This window comes from Pseudoduganella sp. S-14, from assembly GCF_049913285.1.
Lineage (GTDB): Bacteria > Pseudomonadota > Gammaproteobacteria > Burkholderiales > Burkholderiaceae_D > Rugamonas.
Genome location: NZ_CP183991.1, coordinates 2,363,552 through 2,376,539, shown reverse-complemented (window position 1 = coordinate 2,376,539; position 12,988 = coordinate 2,363,552). Strand labels below are relative to the sequence as shown.

General features: G+C 59.7%; 12 protein-coding genes and 1 riboswitch. Of the genes, 8 read left to right on the top strand and 4 right to left on the bottom strand.

The window, feature by feature from the left end; genetic code table 11:
* Window positions 1–8 precede the first annotated feature (8 nt).
* Window positions 9–317: a hypothetical protein gene (locus ACN9MZ_RS10845; protein ID WP_426342147.1), complete on the top strand. Its 309-nt coding sequence runs from the start codon at window positions 9–11 to the stop codon at window positions 315–317.
* Window positions 318–403: 86 nt separating this feature from the next.
* On the opposite strand, the gene ACN9MZ_RS10840 is transcribed toward ACN9MZ_RS10845, so the two are convergent.
* Complete coding sequence (locus ACN9MZ_RS10840; protein ID WP_426342146.1) at window positions 404–2,707, bottom strand: alpha-amylase family glycosyl hydrolase; 2,304 nt, start codon at window positions 2,705–2,707, stop codon at window positions 404–406.
* Between the two features lie 445 nt (window positions 2,708–3,152).
* Between ACN9MZ_RS10840 and ACN9MZ_RS10835 the strand changes: the two genes are divergently transcribed.
* From ACN9MZ_RS10835 to ACN9MZ_RS10810, 6 genes are all read left to right on the top strand, one after another.
* On the top strand, window positions 3,153–3,491 hold the full coding sequence (locus tag ACN9MZ_RS10835; protein WP_426342145.1) for a TfoX/Sxy family protein: 339 nt from the start codon (window positions 3,153–3,155) through the stop codon (window positions 3,489–3,491).
* A 227-nt stretch (window positions 3,492–3,718) separates the two neighbouring features.
* On the top strand, window positions 3,719–3,931 hold the full coding sequence (locus ACN9MZ_RS10830; protein ID WP_426342144.1) for a helix-hairpin-helix domain-containing protein: 213 nt from the start codon (window positions 3,719–3,721) through the stop codon (window positions 3,929–3,931).
* 297 nt (window positions 3,932–4,228) lie between these two features.
* Window positions 4,229–4,447, top strand: a complete 219-nt coding sequence (locus ACN9MZ_RS10825) for a hypothetical protein (RefSeq protein ID WP_426342143.1) — start codon at window positions 4,229–4,231, stop codon at window positions 4,445–4,447.
* Window positions 4,441–4,929 carry an SDR family oxidoreductase gene (locus ACN9MZ_RS10820; RefSeq protein ID WP_426342142.1) on the top strand — a complete coding sequence of 163 codons (489 nt, stop codon included), beginning with the start codon at window positions 4,441–4,443 and terminating at the stop codon, window positions 4,927–4,929. The genes ACN9MZ_RS10825 and ACN9MZ_RS10820 overlap by 7 nt, the downstream gene beginning before the upstream one ends.
* A 72-nt stretch (window positions 4,930–5,001) precedes the next feature.
* A complete protein-coding gene (locus ACN9MZ_RS10815; protein WP_426342141.1) occupies window positions 5,002–5,646 on the top strand; it encodes a GNAT family N-acetyltransferase in 645 nt (214 codons plus the stop codon).
* Between the two features lie 115 nt (window positions 5,647–5,761).
* Window positions 5,762–5,864, top strand: a riboswitch (SAM-I-IV-variant riboswitch).
* Between the two features lie 41 nt (window positions 5,865–5,905).
* On the top strand, window positions 5,906–6,232 hold the full coding sequence (locus ACN9MZ_RS10810; protein WP_426342140.1) for a hypothetical protein: 327 nt from the start codon (window positions 5,906–5,908) through the stop codon (window positions 6,230–6,232).
* A gap of 46 nt (window positions 6,233–6,278) precedes the next feature.
* On the opposite strand, the gene ACN9MZ_RS10805 is transcribed toward ACN9MZ_RS10810, so the two are convergent.
* Window positions 6,279–6,710, bottom strand: a complete 432-nt coding sequence (locus ACN9MZ_RS10805; protein WP_426342139.1) for a MerR family transcriptional regulator — start codon at window positions 6,708–6,710, stop codon at window positions 6,279–6,281.
* Window positions 6,711–6,843: 133 nt separating this feature from the next.
* Here ACN9MZ_RS10805 and ACN9MZ_RS10800 point away from each other — a divergent pair, with 133 nt between their 5' ends.
* A complete protein-coding gene (locus ACN9MZ_RS10800; RefSeq protein WP_426342138.1) occupies window positions 6,844–8,067 on the top strand; it encodes an NADH:flavin oxidoreductase/NADH oxidase family protein in 1,224 nt (407 codons plus the stop codon).
* Between the two features lie 45 nt (window positions 8,068–8,112).
* On the opposite strand, the gene ACN9MZ_RS10795 is transcribed toward ACN9MZ_RS10800, so the two are convergent.
* Window positions 8,113–9,561, bottom strand: coding sequence for an OmpP1/FadL family transporter (locus ACN9MZ_RS10795; RefSeq protein ID WP_426342137.1), 1,449 nt, complete (start codon window positions 9,559–9,561; stop codon window positions 8,113–8,115).
* 156 nt (window positions 9,562–9,717) lie between these two features.
* Complete coding sequence (locus ACN9MZ_RS10790; RefSeq protein WP_426342136.1) at window positions 9,718–12,921, bottom strand: efflux RND transporter permease subunit; 3,204 nt, start codon at window positions 12,919–12,921, stop codon at window positions 9,718–9,720.
* Window positions 12,922–12,988 lie beyond the last annotated feature (67 nt).

Below are 12,988 nucleotides of genomic sequence, written 5' to 3'. Positions count from 1 at the left end.
GCCCTGCCATGTCCATTCTCCACCATGCGAGCGCCCTGATGCTGGGCGCCCTGCTTGCAGCCGCCCTTCCGGCCTGCAGCAAACATAACGCCGAAAGCCCCGCCAACCCGCCGACCGGCATCGGGACCCAGACCACACCGGATACTGGCGGCACCGGTACCGCACCGGCGCCAGCAGCCGCGCTCCCCGACCCGCCTGCCACCGGCGCCGGCAATTCGACCAGCGGCGCCGCCTCCAGCGGCGCGACGCCAGAGACCAGCCCGGCCAACACACCGGGGACTTCAACTCCGCCCAGCGGCCAGCAACCGGGCCGATAAGGAAACGCCGGCGTCACAGCGTCGGCGTTTGACCTGTTCAGTCGTGTGCGGATTCCAACAATCGCAAGCGGGTGCCTCCGGCTAACCTACTTCGCGATCATCAACAGCAAGCCGCGGCCGCAAACTCCGTAGACGTAGTTTTCGCCGCCGATGAAGTCTTCCGCGCCTGGCGTGCGAACCTGGCCGGCGCCTTCGGCCCAGGTGCAGGTGTCGGTCACGCGGTACCAGCTCTTGCCCGTGCCAGGCCACGGCAGCGTGTAGTTCACGTTTCCGCTCCAGCCGTTGTAGGCAACGTAGACGGCGGAAGCGCTGTCGCCAAACTCGCTGCCGTCGATGCGCCAGGCAATCGCGTGGTTATTTCTGTCGTTGAAGTACGTCGCATCGGCCACTGCACCATCCGGCTTGAACCAGCGCAGTTGCTCCATCACGTTGCCGTTGCCGTCCGTCGATGAATAGAAATTCGCAGGACGCAGCGCCGGATGTGCTTTGCGGAACGCGACCAGGCCTCGGGTAAAGGACTGGAAATTGGACTGATCCGCAGTCCAGCTCCAGTTCTGCCACGTGGCGACGGAGTCCAGGTTGTAGGGGTTATTGTTGCAGTTGATGCTGCGAAGCGACTCGTCACCACCCACCATCATCGGCACCCCAGCCGACAACAACATCAACGCCATGCCGTTGCGCGCGGCCTTGCGCTGGTCGCCCGCAACGCCACCCTGGTCCCAGCTATTGTTATTGTCCTCGCCGCCATCGCTTGGACCATAAGGCCAGGCCTGGATATTGTTCTTCGCATTGCAGCTATACAGGTCCTTGAGCGTGAAGCCGTCATGGGCAGTGATGAAGTTCACCGAATGCCAAGGCTTGCGTCCATCGTCGCCATACAAGTCGCTGGAACCCGCAAAACGCGTGGCCAGCGAGCCGGGAGTGATGGCCACCTGCCCCATCTTGTTCTGGTCCTGCCGGATCACATCGCGGTAGATGCCGTTCCATTCCGCCCAGCCAGTCGGGAACCCGCCAACCTGATAAGAGTTGCCACCGATTGCCCATGGTTCTGCGATGTGGTCAACACCGCTGCCGCCAGTGGCCGCACGTGCCGGCAGCTCCGCCACGATGCGGTTGAGCGCATTGCCGCTGTCCATTTTGTCGAAGTTGTAGCAGCCATGCTGGCAAGTGTTGCCCAGCACCGAAGCCAGGTCGTAGCGGAAGCCGTCCACGCCCAGCTTGTCGCGCCAGTAAGCCAGCGAATCGACAATCAGGTTCTGTGCCACCGTATTGCGAGTGTTGTAGTTGCCGCCCACGCCCGTATTGTCCCAGGAATTCTGGAAGTCGCTGGTCAGCGAATAATAGGTTGGGTTATCCAGCCCTCGCATGCCATAGATGTTGTAGGTGGTCTTATCGCCGGCATTCCACTGGCCGCCCTCGCCCGTGTGGTTGTAGACCACGTCGATATAGACCTTGATGCCGTTGTCGTGGAAGGCTTTCACCATTTCCTTGAACTCGCGGGTCGGTCCGCCGGCCGTCCGGTCGTAGCTGTAACGTCGATCCGGCGCAAAGTAATTCAGGGTCATATAGCCCCAGTAGTTGTCGCCCGTGTTTGAATTTGGATCGGCATCGTTGGTGTCATTCTGGGTTTCCTGCACCGGCAGGAATTCGACCGCGGTCACGCCAAGGCTTGCGAGATATGGCGCTTTCAACCCCGCCCCCTTGTAGGTGCCGCGATAGGCGGCCGTGATGCTGCTGTCGTTCTTCGTCAGCCCGCGCACATGGGCTTCGTACACAATGTCGTCCTTGAAGGCGCGCGTGGGCTTGGTGCCGATCGATTGGGTATCGCCCTGCAGCACGATGCCTTTCGGCGCACTGCTGCCGCTGTCGATGTTTCGGTATAGCGCGCCGCTGGCATAGATCGTGCCGTTGCTCATTGTGGCCGTGGTCGGATCATGGCTGATTTCCAGCGCATAGGGATCGGTCAACAGCTTGTTGGGATTGAAGCGGTTGCCATTGGCGTCGACGTCCGCAATGAACCCGGTTGATGAGCCCTTGGTCCACGCCGCGTTGTAGGGCCAGTTCGGTCCCCAGGCGCGGTAGCCATAGTAGACGGTGCCTGTGATGCCGTAGCCGGCCAGTTGGCTGCTGGTGACGTTCAGGCTCCAGATGCCTCCCGTGCCGAGGGTCATCGGCAAGCTGACTTTTTCCTGCTGGCCGGTGGCGGCGCTGTACAGGTACAGGTCAATGCGGGTGGCGCGGCTGGAGTAAATCTTGAAGTTGATGCTGGATTTGGTGGCGTCATAGGCGGCGCCGAGATTGTTGGCATTGATAGCGGCTTGAACGACGAGCGGGCTGCCAAGCAAGGCACAGCCCAGCATCGCCACCCCGAGGGCACGGTGAATCCTCATATAGTCTCCCTATTTATTGATTTATGTACTTTTGCTACTTAACGGCGAGTCGATTTTGCGCCCTGGCTCTTGTTTACTCAACCAAACCGAACCGATGTGACGTAATTCAACTACAACCATCTTTTTTGCTCGCCTTAATCCGCAGTTGCCTTCGAAGCGTACCGATCGAGGCTATTTATATAAGTTTGGGAGATTTTATGCGCGCAGATTGCCAAAACCACAGGCTTGGCATTGCATAAATTGCTAATAAACGGCATCATGAACTTTAATAAAACGTTAATTTGACGTCGACTTTACGTTGGACCCTATGCAAAATTTCACGGTCGACCTGCGAAAGGCGAAAAACCAGGCCGATGTCGCCTAACCCATTACTCAACCGGATGGCTTACGCGCTGCGCGCTCCAGCCGCCGGTCATCGCACACGTTAGGCCTCGGAGGCTGCACCTTGGCATACGATGAAGATCTCGCTGCCCGCATTCGGATAACCCTCGCTGGCGATCCTGCCATCACAGAGAGGAAGATGTTTGGCGGTCTTGCTTTCCTCCATGGAGGGCTCATGTTTGTCGGCGTATCTGGCAGCAAACTTATGGCGCGGGTTGGCAAGGCGAACTACCTGAGCTCTCTCAACCACAAGCACGTGCGTGAGATGGATTTCACAGGTAAGCCAATGCAAGGCTACGTCTACGTCGAGCCGCCCGCTATCAAAACCGAAGAGCAACTCCGCTTCTGGCTTCAGCGTTGCAAGGAGTTCGTGACTACACTCCCAGCCAAGGTACCAAAGTGAACCTCCAGTTGGCCTCAACGGCACCGAGGCCTAACCCTTCCATCGGGGGACGTCCAACACCACGCTTCGCCTATTGTCGGCCGCCCCCCCATGTCAAACGTTAGCGCGCTCGTTAGACTGTGCGAACCGTTATTTGTTGAGTTTTTTGCCCAACAATCCCGTCAACGGGACCTCCGCATCGCTAGGCGCCGCTGCAGCCAGTTACGTCCAACGTTGGGCCTCGCAAAATGAATCTACCTGACGGAACCAAAAAAGCAATCTTTCGCGCCTCTATGGGTGGAGACGCGGAGACGGTCATCGGTACCCGTCATGCCCCATGCGTTCTGGACGTACTTATGTCGGTGACTGATTTCCTGGGCGGGGGTGTATCCAAGCCTTGGTGGCATTTCACCGAACTGCGCCAGCGCAAATACGGCAATTTGCAGCAGTCGCGCCGGTGATCCCCTGACAGCCAAGGATTGATAATGGTCCCTGGGCCGGAGCCTTAACACCGACAACGCAGTCGCAAACGCTGTGCGTTCCGACAGCCGATTGAATTGACCAGTTGAATTTTATGGCCAACGATACCTCAGATCTAATGAAAGAACTGATCGACGTTCTCGATATAGCGGCAATGTACAACGACAAGGGTTACATGTGGTCTGGACATAGTCCGGAGCGACGTACTCGTGACATAAGGTGGCGCTAACCACTCTTCTTGCTTCTCCTGATTGATATTCCACTCCCTTGGAGGTCGTATGAAGTACATCATAGTTGGTGGTACATCTGGAATTGGCCTTGCCACTGCAAGGATGGCTATCGAGGCGGGACATTCCGTTCTTGCCGCTGGCCGGGACGAGGCCAAATTTCCGGAAGCTGAATCCGTTGGGGCGAAGGCGGCGCAAATCGATGCCAGTGATCCGCCTCCGTCCAGCGCTTCTTCGCCGAACATGGCGAGTTTGATCACCTGGTGCTGAGTGTTTCCGGCTCCTCCGGCGCAGGAAGCTTCCGGGACCTCGACCTCGACGATTTGCGTAAGGGCTTTGAAGGCAAGTTCTGGCCGCAGCTCACCTGCGCGAAGGCCGCCCTGCCGACACTACGGCCCGCAGGTTCCATCACCTTCGTTGGCGCCATCTCGTCGCGGGCGATGAAGCCTGGCACCTCTGGCCTCGCCGCCATTAACGCGGCGTTGGAAGCGATGGTCCCTGTCCTCGCCTCCGAGCTGCGGCCGATACGCGTCAACGCAGTAGTGCCGGGCGTTGTCGATACGCCTTGGTGGTCGCGCGTTCCTGAAGCGGCAAAGGCGGAACTGTTCGGAAAACTCGCCAGCGAAGTCGCAGTGGGACGTGTCGGCAAGCCTGAAGACCTGGCCAGCGCGATCATCTTTGTCACCACGAACACGTTCGTCACCGGCACTATCATTGACTGCGATGGAGGTTGGAAGCTGAAGAACGGCTAGGCGGCGAGGCTTCAAGCAACGGCGCGCGTTTGATGTTAGGCTAACGTCCTGATCTCAATCGGAGAAACCGGCTTGAAGAATATCGACCTTGCGCTGATCGAACGCTGGCTTATGGGCTGGAGCTTGTCGCGCGGCGTGCCATTGCCAGTTCCCTACGATGGTGGCCTGGTCGTTGAAGTCGGCATGCCGGCGCAATTGCGGCGCTACGTGTTTGCCGATGCGGGGCAAGCACTTCAAGCATGCGCGGATCGCATACGGGAACCATTCATTTTCCTCAAGGCCCCTGTCGAGCCGGAGGACTTGCGGCGGGCATTGCCCGCGCATTGGAGTGTTGAAGGGCGTGGCTACCTCATGGCCGGACCTTCGCAGCCAAACATCAAAGTGGCGATGCCTCCGGGTTACCGGACAACTGTCGAAACCCAACACGGTGCGCATGTTGTGCGCGTGCTTCACGAAAGCCAGGAATTGGCAGCGTCGGGCCGTATTGTGCTGCACGGCCAGACCGCCATTTTCGACCAGATCGAAACCGCAGAATCCCATCGACGCCGCGGCCTGGGAAGTGTCGTCATGCACTCGCTCGATGCTCTCGCGACCGAAGCCGGCGTGACCGAACGGCTGCTCGTGGCGACCGAGGATGGTCGGGCGCTCTATACCCGCCTTGGCTGGAGCGTCATTTCTCCGTGGTCTACTGCAGTACTACCAGCGGCTAGCAGGTGAAATATTAATGCTTTGCTCACCACTACAATGATTTGTTGCTCAACCAAAGAAATTCCGCTATATTGAACGCAAGTTCTGTATAACGAAATTCGTTTAGCGACGTTTGTTATCAACCAATCAGCATCAAGAGTCGAATTTTCGACGCCAACCTGCCTCCCCGGGCAAGGTGGAAGCCATCACGGCGATGCGGCCTATTAACGGCAACGAAGCGGGTGCGACATGGTTTGCTCCGAATCGGGCCAAGCTCTCAGGAGAAACCATGACAAGTCATACCTCCCTCGCTTCCTCCCTGGACCTCAGCGCATGGCGCAACCAGTTCCGCATGACCCATACATTCCATCTCTCGCTGGGAACGAACGAACCCGTTGCGGGCCAACTGGAAGCCACGCTGAAAAACTCAAACGCCCAAATCGAGAAATGGGTTATCTCGCGCCGCGCAGGCTGCTACGATCACTGCATTACCGTGAAAGGCATTGGCGATGAATCGGCGCGTGAGCTGCGCTCGGAACTAGCGAGCCTGAATGGCGAGATCAAGGTGCACGTCGAGCACATGCTCCACTTTGACAGCGACGCGGCGCAACGCTGATTCGGAAGTCAAACGGTACGTTGGATGCCAGAAAAACAGGGCCAGTTCAGGGCTGCTTCGGCAGCGTCGATCGCCTGCGCCCTTCCATGGTGGCCATCACCCGCTCGGCATTCTCCTTGCAGCCAACATCTGCGGGCTTTGAATCAATCAGTTCCACCAGCGACTGGAGTTCGGACTTGCTGCACGCCAGGCGCTGTTCCAGCACCTCGATGTCGGCAATCTTCTTGCGCAAGGCCGCAAGCAATTCATCGTGCTTCCACGTCGAAGCCTCGTCCGGCAGCAACTGGGCAATTTCTTCGAGCGAGAAGCCCGCATGCTGGGCATCGCTGATGATCTTCAGCACCATTACCGCTTCCTCTGGGTATTCGCGGTAACCGTTCGATTGCCGGCTCCCTACCTTCAGCAACCCTTTCGATTCATAGAAGCGTATCGCCGATGCAGCCAGGCCTGTTTGCCGGGCCAGTTCCCCAATTTTCATAGTGTCCACCCGCTGTTTACGGCATCACTATAAGCTTAAAGTCCACTTGAAGGTCAATGGCCGAAATAAATGCTTGACCTTCAAGTGAACTTTAATCTTAAGGTGGAGCCATCGCAACTCACTGGATTCTTCGATGAACCCTTTCGAATCACTGGCACTGCCCAACGGCGCCGTCATCCCGAACCGCATCGCCAAAGCCGCCATGGAAGAAAATATGGCGGACAAGGACCATGCTCCTTCCGCCCAGTTGATCCGGCTTTACCGCGCCTGGGCTGAAGGTGGCGCCGGCCTGCTCATTACCGGCAACGTCATGGTCGACCGGCGCGCCATGACCGGGCCGGGCGGCGTTGTGCTGGATTCCTGGCTGCACAGTGACCGCTTCCAGGATTGGGCGGCAACTGCGCAAGCCCATGGCGCCCACATCTGGCTGCAGCTTAATCACCCGGGCCGGCAGATGCCTGCCGCCCTGGGGCAGCCGACCATCGCGCCTTCCGCTGTGGCGATGGACCTGGGGAGTTTTTCGAAGCAGTTCGCAGCCCCGCGCGCGATGACGGAGGCAGATATCGCCGAAGTGAAGGAGCGCTTCATCAAGGCCGCGCAACTGGCTGAGGGACTCGGCTTCGATGGGGTGCAAATCCACGCCGCGCATGGATACCTGCTCAGCCAATTCCTCTCCCCCATCGCCAACAAGCGCGATGACCGCTGGGGCGGCTCGCTCGAAAACCGTGCCCGCCTGCTGATCGAGATTATTAAAGGCGTGCGCGCTGCGGTGGGCAGCCGCTTCGCGGTTGCCGTGAAGCTTAATTCGGCCGACTTCCAGCGCGGTGGCTTCAGCACCGACGATGCGAAGGAAGTCGTCGAGATGCTCAACCCGCTCGGCGTAGATCTGATCGAACTCTCGGGCGGCAGCCATGAGGCGCCGGCCATGCAGGGCGAGGCGCGCGATGGACGCACGCTGGCGCGCGAAGCTTATTTCCTTGAGTTTGCGAAGGACATCCGGTCCGTGGCGCGCATGCCGGTCATGGTCACCGGCGGCATCCGCCGCTTTGCTGTCGTCGAACAGGTGCTGGCCAGCGGCATCGACATGGCGGGCATCGGCACCGCACTCGCACTCGACCCGCAACTGCCCAATGCCTGGCGCACGGACAAGGCGCAGGCTCCCCTGCTGCGCGCCATCACCTGGCAGAACAAGGTGCTGGCTTCCGTGACCTACATGGCGATGGTGAAGCACCAGTTGCGCCGCCTGAGCCGCGGCAAGCCGGCCAACCCGAATGTGGCGCCCGCCCTCGCGCTGTTGCAGCAGCAATGGGACACCACAATCAGGAATTTTCGATACCGCCAGTGGATTCAGACATGAAAAAAGCCGGCGCAAGCGCCGGCTTCTCGGTTCCTCCGGGGAGGATTAGAACTTGTAGTTGTACGACAGGCCAACCAGAGACATGTGAGTACGCCAGGTGCCGATAGTGGTTTCGCCGTTGCCGGTGCAGGTGCCGGCAGGCGCCAGGGTGCTGCACTGGTTCTGGTAGGTGGACGATGCGTCGTCGAACTTCAGGTAGCTGTAAGCCAGGTCGATCGACGAATTAGCCGTTACCTTCCAGTTTGCACCGAAGGAGACCTGCTTGCGATCCGAATCAGGCAGCGCTGGATGGCGCAGGGAAGCCTTTTCCACTGGGGATTCATCGATGGCCACGCCGGCACGCAGCATCCAGGCGTCGTTCAGCTTGTAGTTCATGCCCAGCGATGCGCGCATGGTGTTTTTCCACTGCTGGCGGATCACTTCGTCGCCTTCGCCGGTGCCGACGAACTCGATATGCAGGTCTTTCATGCGGGAGTGACGGGACCAGGTCAGGTCAGCCATCAGAGCCAGCTTGTCGTCGATCTGCGAGAACACGTTGGCCGACAGGGTTTCGGGGGTCTTGATGTCAACCAGGGCTGGCGAGTTCTTCTTGCGCGAGGAACCCTGCAGAACCGCGTTCACAACCGGGTCGGTGGTCACGGTGGAGAAATCCCATACCGCGTCGCCCTTCAGCTTGTGATGGATCGAGGAACGGTAGGACAGGCCGAAGCGGGTGTCCTGGCTCAGGTTGAACATGTAGCCCAGGTTGAAGCCTACGCCCCAATCTTTGCCATCCATGGTTGCGTGGCCGTCTTTGGCAGCTGCCAGCGCGGCCAGGCTGCCGCCTTTAGCGACGATCGTTTGCAGCAAGGCCGTGCGGCGTGCAGCAATCTCAGGATTCGTGGCAGCGTTGGCGCCCAGGAACATGATAGAACCTGGCACGTCAACGCCCTGGCCCAGTTCTGCTTTCATGAACTCTGCATCGATACCGAAGCCGAAGGAGTGGCGCTCGTTCAGCTTGAAGGAGACGGATGGGTTCAGGGTCACCGACTTCAGGTCGATGCTGGTCAGCGCGTAGCGGCCGGCCCAGTTGTTGTCATAGTCCAGCTTCGCGCCATAAGGAACGAAGGCGCCGAAGCCGAGGGCCCACTGGTCGTTCAGCTTGTGGGAAATGTACAGGGACGGTGCAGCCACCGCGCTTGGGGCGTAGTCATCCTGGTGCGCTGCGCCGCCGGTAGGGCCGACTTTGCCGTAGCGCTGCGAACCCTGGTCGTCGTAGGTCGAGTGCGGTACCACGGCGGTGACGCCGCCGGAGAACTGGGTGCCTTCCAGACGGGACAGGCCGGCTGGATTGGCGAAAATGGTGGAAGCATCGGCAGCTTCGGCCGTGTTGGAGTCCGCCGTGCCTTGGCCGGATACGGACTGGGAACCGAAGCGGTAACCGGATGCGTTAGCGTTCATTGCGGCGGCCGACAGGGCAGCAGCAACCATCAGGGAGAGGTATTTTGGGTTCAAGGTAGGTCTCGGCTGTTCGTTATTGATATATGTTTAACCTTGCGTCACAAGAAATGCGCGAGGGCACCGCAGTCTACACTAAAACCGTACGACGGTGCTTTTTAATTGAAAATAGTTTAAGAAAAGAGGGTCCGAAGGCCCTCTTTCATAGGGCAATCAGGCGGGCTGACTTTGTTGCTTTCTGCTTACAAACGAGAACAGCTTCATAATAAGTCGGAACACCAGCCGCACGAAAACCAGGGCCAGGATGGCTTCCACAAACGTCAGCACGAAGGCCACTCCCGCACCCCAGCGGCTGTCGCGGCGGCGGAATTTGGCCAGCATGCGGTCCTTGGCGATTTCGATGCTGTCGTAAAAAGTCGGTACGACCAGCAGGGTCAGCAGCGTTGAGGTGATGGTGCCGCCGATGATGGCAATCGCCAGCGGGCGATAGAACTCGCCGCCGTCGCCCATGCCGATGGCTACCGGCAGCATGCCCGCAATCAAGGCGAAGGTCGTCATCAGGATCGGGCGCAAGCGCATGCGCCCTGCCTGCATCAGCGCCGCTTCGCGCGGCATGCCCTCGGCCTCCTGCTTGCGCGCCGCGTCCAGCAGCAGGATGGCGTTCTTGGCTACCAGTCCCATCAACATGATGATGCCGATAAAGCTCATCAGGTTAAGCGTGTCATCGAATACCAGCAATCCAGCCACCACACCAATCAGGGACAAGGGCAGCGACAGCATTACCGCACCCGGCGCCGTAAAGGAGCCGAACTGCATGACCAGCACCAGGTACATCAGGCCGATGCCGGACAGCAACGCTATCGTCATGCTGGTGAACAGCTCGGCCTGGCGCTTGCCGGCGCCGCCCACGGCCTGGCCGAAGCCAGGCGGGTAATCCATGGCTGCGGCCAGTTTGCGCGCCTCGGCGATCACCTCGCCCTGCGAGCGCCCTTCCACATTGGCCGTCACCGACACCGTGCGCATGCCGTTCTTGTGCAGGATGGCGGCCGGCCCCTTGCCCATGGTGATGCGCGCGATCTGGTCCAGCGGCACCATCTGGCTGGAGCCAGAGACTGTGATCGGCAGCCGTTCGATGTTCTGCAGGCCGACACGGTCGTCCGGATGCAGGCGCACCGCCACATCGCGCGCTTCGCCGGTCGGGTCGACCCAGTCGCCCACCTCGATGCCGGCAAAAGCTACGCGCAGGGCGCTTGCTGCATCGCCAGCTGAGATGCCCATCGAGTTGGCCAGGCCTCGGTTCAGTTCAATCTGCAGCTCGTCTTTCGGATCCTGCTCGGACAGGCCAACGTCGACCGCGCCAGGCACCTGGCGCAGCTTGTCCATAAAGGCGTTGGTAATCTCCATCAACCTGCGCGAATCAGGGCCAACGAAGTCGATCTGCACCGGCTTGGCAGCGTTGTTGGAAAAATCATCCAGTACCACGAATTCGCCACCTACCATGCCGCCCAGCTTACGGCGCAATTCCGAGCCGATCTCGGTCGCATTGCGCTTGCGTTCGCTGCGCTTGCCGATGTCGACGAAAATGTTGCCGCTGGCCAGGTTGATATTGGTGCTGGTGGCCTTCACTTCCTTCAGCGTATGGGCGATCTGGGCAGCGCGCTCAATCTTGCGGCGCGTGTAATCGAGGCTGGAAGAGGACGGCGTGCGCACCTCGATCATGATGAAGCCGTTGTCGGTCTTCGGTTGCATGCTGGTGCCGACAAATTTCACTTGCAAGGCAATCGCGGCGGCAAAGCTGGCAAAGGCAATTACGGCCATCCAGCGCCGGTGGTGCAGCGCCCATTCGATCACCGTGCCGTAGCGGTCGGCCTGCTGGTCGAACCAATGATTGAAGGAGTCCAGCATCTTGCCGATGCCCTGCTTTGGCGCAGTATGGTGGTCAGGCGGATCGCCCCAGAAAGCCGACAGCATCGGATCCAGCGTGAACGAAATGAACAGCGACACGGCAACCGAGCAGGTGACCGTCAGCGCAAACGGACGGAACCATTCGCCCGGTATGCCTGGCATGAAGGCGACCGGGATGAACACTGCCATGATGGAGAACGTGGTGGCGGCCACGGCCAGCCCGATCTCGGCCGTGCCTTCCAGCGCGGCCGTGCGCCGGTCCTTGCCCAGCTGCATATGGCGCACGATATTTTCGCGCACCACGATCGCGTCGTCGATCAGCACGCCGATCGCCAGCGACAGGCCAAGCAGGGTCATGAAGTTCAGCGTGAAGCCGCACAGCCAGACTGCGATAAAGGCGGCGATGACCGAAGTGGGCAAGGACAATGCGGTGATCAGGGTCGAACGCCAGGAATTCAGGAAGGCATACACCACGAAGATGGTCAGGCCGGCGCCCAGCACCAGCGCTTCAATGACATTGTTCAGCGAATTCTGCGCAAATTCGCCGCCATCCTCGGTAATCTCCAGCTTGGTGCCGTCGCTGAATTCCTTGTTGATTTCTGCCACCATGTTGCGCACTGCCTTGGCCACGCTCACCGTGGAGGCATCGCGTGAACGCACGATATTCAGGCCCACGTCCGGCTTGCCGCTGCGCTGGCTCAGGTCGTTGCGCTCGGCAAAACCATCTTCGATGGTGGCCAGTTGTCCCAGGCGGATCAATTCGTCGCCGCGGCGCTTGACCACCACGTCCTTGAATGCTTCCGGGCGCTCGATACGGCCGACCAGGCGGATCGCCTTCTCATCGAGCGCGCCGCGCACCTTGCCCACCGGCGCATTGGCATTTTGCATGCGCAGCGCTTGTGCCACCTCCACCACGGAGACGCTGTATTCGCGCAGCTTGTCCGCGTGCAGCAGCACCGACAATTCACGCCGCATGGCCCCGTTGACGCTGACCGCTGCGACGCCGTCGACGCCGCGGAAGCGGTCGGCCAGCTTGTCTTCGGCCAGGCGCGAAATGGCGGCATGCGACAGCACGGGCGACGACAACGACAGGTAGACGATCGGCTGTGCGGCCATGTCGCGCTTGACGATCTGCGGTTCGCGCATTTCGGTCGGCAGCTTGTAGCGCACTGCCGCGATGGCATTGCGCACCTCGTCCGAAGCCTCGATCATGTTCTTGTCGAAGCTGAAGATGAGGCGGAAGCTGGCCAACCCTTCGCGCGCGGTGCTGTAGGTGTCGGTGACACCGGCAATCGACTGCAATTGCTTTTCCAGGCGGTTGACGATTTCGCGCTCCACCGTTTCGGGCGATGCCCCAGGGTACGGGACGGTCACGTTCAGCACCGGCTCTTCGACATCGGGCCGCTCATTGACCTTCAGCTTGGACAGCGCCAGCAATCCCATCGCCATCATCGAGATGATCAGCACGATCATCGCAACCGGTCGTTTCACACTAAAATCAGATAAAAACATTGATTAACTTTTTGTTAATTTATGAAGTATTAAAAAAGGGCCCGGAGGCCCCTCTTTGATCCTGCCA

Bases quoted from the DNA above. Each gene is read 5' to 3' on its own strand.
- ACN9MZ_RS10845 (WP_426342147.1), top strand. From the start codon at position 9: ATGTCCATTCTCCACCATGCGAGCGCCCTGATGCTGGGCGCCCTGCTT.
- ACN9MZ_RS10840 (WP_426342146.1), bottom strand. From the start codon at position 2,707: ATGAGGATTCACCGTGCCCTCGGGGTGGCGATGCTGGGCTGTGCCTTG.
- ACN9MZ_RS10830 (WP_426342144.1), top strand. From the start codon at position 3,719: ATGAATCTACCTGACGGAACCAAAAAAGCAATCTTTCGCGCCTCTATG.
- ACN9MZ_RS10825 (WP_426342143.1), top strand. From the start codon at position 4,229: ATGAAGTACATCATAGTTGGTGGTACATCTGGAATTGGCCTTGCCACT.
- ACN9MZ_RS10810 (WP_426342140.1), top strand. From the start codon at position 5,906: ATGACAAGTCATACCTCCCTCGCTTCCTCCCTGGACCTCAGCGCATGG.
- ACN9MZ_RS10805 (WP_426342139.1), bottom strand. From the start codon at position 6,710: ATGAAAATTGGGGAACTGGCCCGGCAAACAGGCCTGGCTGCATCGGCG.
- ACN9MZ_RS10800 (WP_426342138.1), top strand. From the start codon at position 6,844: ATGAACCCTTTCGAATCACTGGCACTGCCCAACGGCGCCGTCATCCCG.
- ACN9MZ_RS10790 (WP_426342136.1), bottom strand. From the start codon at position 12,921: ATGTTTTTATCTGATTTTAGTGTGAAACGACCGGTTGCGATGATCGTG.